Genomic DNA, 2,504 nt, shown 5'->3' on the forward strand with positions numbered 1-2,504 from the left:
TCCCGGACAGTTTGCGTGATTGGTCAAGGAGTGCGCCGATTTGGCATGACCGTCCCAGCGTGGAAGCTGGGAGAGAGTGATGCCAAGACGGAAGCAGCCGAGACGAACGGACATGAAAGACATCAGATCGATACTGCGGCTGACCCATGAGAGTGGGCTTTCGGTGCGCGAGGTGTCGGAACGGCTCGGGCTGAGCAAGTCGACGGTATCGACATACTTGTTGCGGGCGCGTGAAGCTGGCCTTGACGGGTGGCCGATGCCGGAGGGTTGCGGCGATGACGCCGCGCTTGAGCGCAGGTTGTTCCGGCAGATGGGCCGCCCGCCGCGCGACACGACAGAGCCGGACTGGCAGCTGATCTCTCGCGAGATGAAGCGCAAGAGCGTGACGCTGCTACTGCTGTGGCAAGAATATCGCGAGGCTCATCCCGACGGCTTTGGCTACACCTGGTTCTGCGACAAGTTCGGCGCGCACGAGAAGCGGGCTAATCCGGCCTATAGGCACCGGCACAGCGCCGGTGCGGAGATGCAGACCGATTACGCGGGGCAGACGATCCCGCTGATCGATCCCGATACCGGCGAGGTGCACGCTGCGCAGTTGTTCGTCGCGGTACTGGGGGCCTCGAGCTACACATTTGCGGTGGCGAGCCTGCATCAGCAGCTGCCCGATTGGATCGATGGGCAAGTGCGCGCGCTGGAATACTTTGGCGGCACTCCGGGCTCGATCGTGTGCGACAACCTGAAGGCGGGAGTGGCCAAGGCGCTGTGGTTCGAGCCCACGCTGACAGCGACCTTTGCCGCGATGGCAGAGCATTACGACACGACGGTTCTGCCGACACGGCCAGCCAAGCCAAGGGACAAAGGAAAAGTTGAGGGTGCAGTCCTGATCGTGGAAAGGTGGATCATAGCGCGACTGCGCAACCAGCAGTTCTTCGACCTGGGCGTGCTCAATGCCGAGATCGCGAAGCTGCTCGAGATGCTCAACGGCAAGATAATGCGACACGTTGGCCGTTCGCGCCGGGAGATGTTCGAGGAGATCGAGCGCGCGACGCTGCGCCCGCTCCCGGTCGAGCGGTTCGAATACGCCGAATGGAAGACGGCGAAGGTCCATCCTGATTATCACGTTGCCGTCGACCGCAACTTCTACTCGGTGCCGCACGGGCTGATCGGGAAGAAGGTCGATGTACGGCTGACCCAGCGTGTGGTCGAAATCTTCCATGATCATAAGCGGGTTGCCAGCCACATGCGCAGCTCGCAGCGCGGGTTCCATATTACCGTCAATGCCCACATGCCCAAGGCGCACCAGCGTTACGCTGACCGGACGCCGGCATCGCTGATCGAGCGTGCCGCCAGAATGGGCACCAACGTGCAGATCCTGGTCGAACGGATGATGAGCGACCGGCGCCATCCCGAACAGGGTTATCGCTCGGCGATGGGCATCCTCTCGCTGGGGCGCGGATATGGTCCCGCGCGTCTCGATGCCGCCTGTGATCGCGCCCTGGCGATCGAGGCCATCACATACGCCTCGGTGCTCTCGATCCTCAAATCGGGGCTCGATCAGGCCAGTCCGGTCACGGAACCCAACCGGCCCACCCCATCGCACGGCAACATCCGCGGTGCGGTCTACTACCAATGAAAGGAAAGAACGATCATGCTTACACACCCCATGTTGGACCAGATGCAGACGCTGGGGCTCGCCGGAATGGCGTGCGCCTATCGCGAGCTTGCCGATCAGTCGGGAAGCGAAGGCCTCAGCCGCGATGAATGGCTCGGGCTGATGCTCGACCGCGAGATGGCGACGCGCAGCGACAAGCGGCTCGCCAATCGGCTTGCTGCCGCACGCCTGCGGTTTAGCGATGCCTGCATCGAGAACATCGACTTTGCATCCCACCGCAAGCTCGATCGGCGTAGTGTCCTCGGACTGGCACAGGGCGGCTGGCTAAAAGCGCACGAGCACTTGATCATCACGGGCCCGACCGGCACGGGAAAAACCTGGCTGGGATGCGCGTTCGGTCGTCAGGCTGCACGGCTTGATTACTCGGTGCTCTACGTGCGCATGCCCCGGCTGTTCGAAGACCTGGCAATGGCGCGTCTCGACGGCCGCTTCCCGCGCCTGATCGACAAGCTGACCCGCGTCCAGTTACTGGTGCTCGATGACTGGGGCAGTCACGGGCTGACCGAACAGCAGCGCGGCGACCTGCTCGAAATCTTCGAAGAGCGCTACAAGCGTAAATCTACGCTGATCACTGCCCAGTTGCCGGTTGCGCAGTGGCACGAAATGATCGGGCAGCCGACCATCGCCGATGCCATCCTCGACCGCTTGATCCACAATGCTCACCGCATCGCCCTGGAAGGCGAAAGCATGCGCAAAACCCGGGCACCGTCCCTCTTGACCCAAGGGGAGAAAGCAGAAATCATCGCAGCCTGAAACTCAACAAGGCACTCTTGACCAATCTGCGCCAGCTGTCCGGGACTTAGCGAAACGCTTGTCCGCGATTTAGCGAAAT

At 62.1% G+C, this 2,504-nt stretch carries 2 protein-coding genes; both read left to right on the forward strand.

Going from position 1 to position 2,504, the window contains the following annotated elements:
* Positions 1-79 precede the first annotated feature (79 nt).
* On the forward strand, positions 80-1,633 hold the full coding sequence (istA, locus tag ACOVQ0_RS11050; RefSeq protein WP_421884269.1) for an IS21 family transposase: 1,554 nt from the start codon (positions 80-82) through the stop codon (positions 1,631-1,633).
* 15 nt (positions 1,634-1,648) lie between these two features.
* Positions 1,649-2,425 (forward strand): IS21-like element helper ATPase IstB, encoded by a 777-nt coding sequence (gene istB, locus ACOVQ0_RS11055; RefSeq protein WP_421884272.1) that lies wholly within the window; start codon positions 1,649-1,651, stop codon positions 2,423-2,425.
* Positions 2,426-2,504: the final 79 nt, after the last annotated feature.

Origin of the sequence: Novosphingobium sp. (assembly GCF_049240505.1) — a bacterium.
Lineage (GTDB): Bacteria > Pseudomonadota > Alphaproteobacteria > Sphingomonadales > Sphingomonadaceae > Novosphingobium.

Coding starts and splice junctions, on each gene's coding strand:
- istB (WP_421884272.1), top strand. CDS start 1,649: ATGCTTACACACCCCATGTTGGACCAGATGCAGACGCTGGGGCTCGCC.
- istA (WP_421884269.1), top strand. CDS start 80: ATGCCAAGACGGAAGCAGCCGAGACGAACGGACATGAAAGACATCAGA.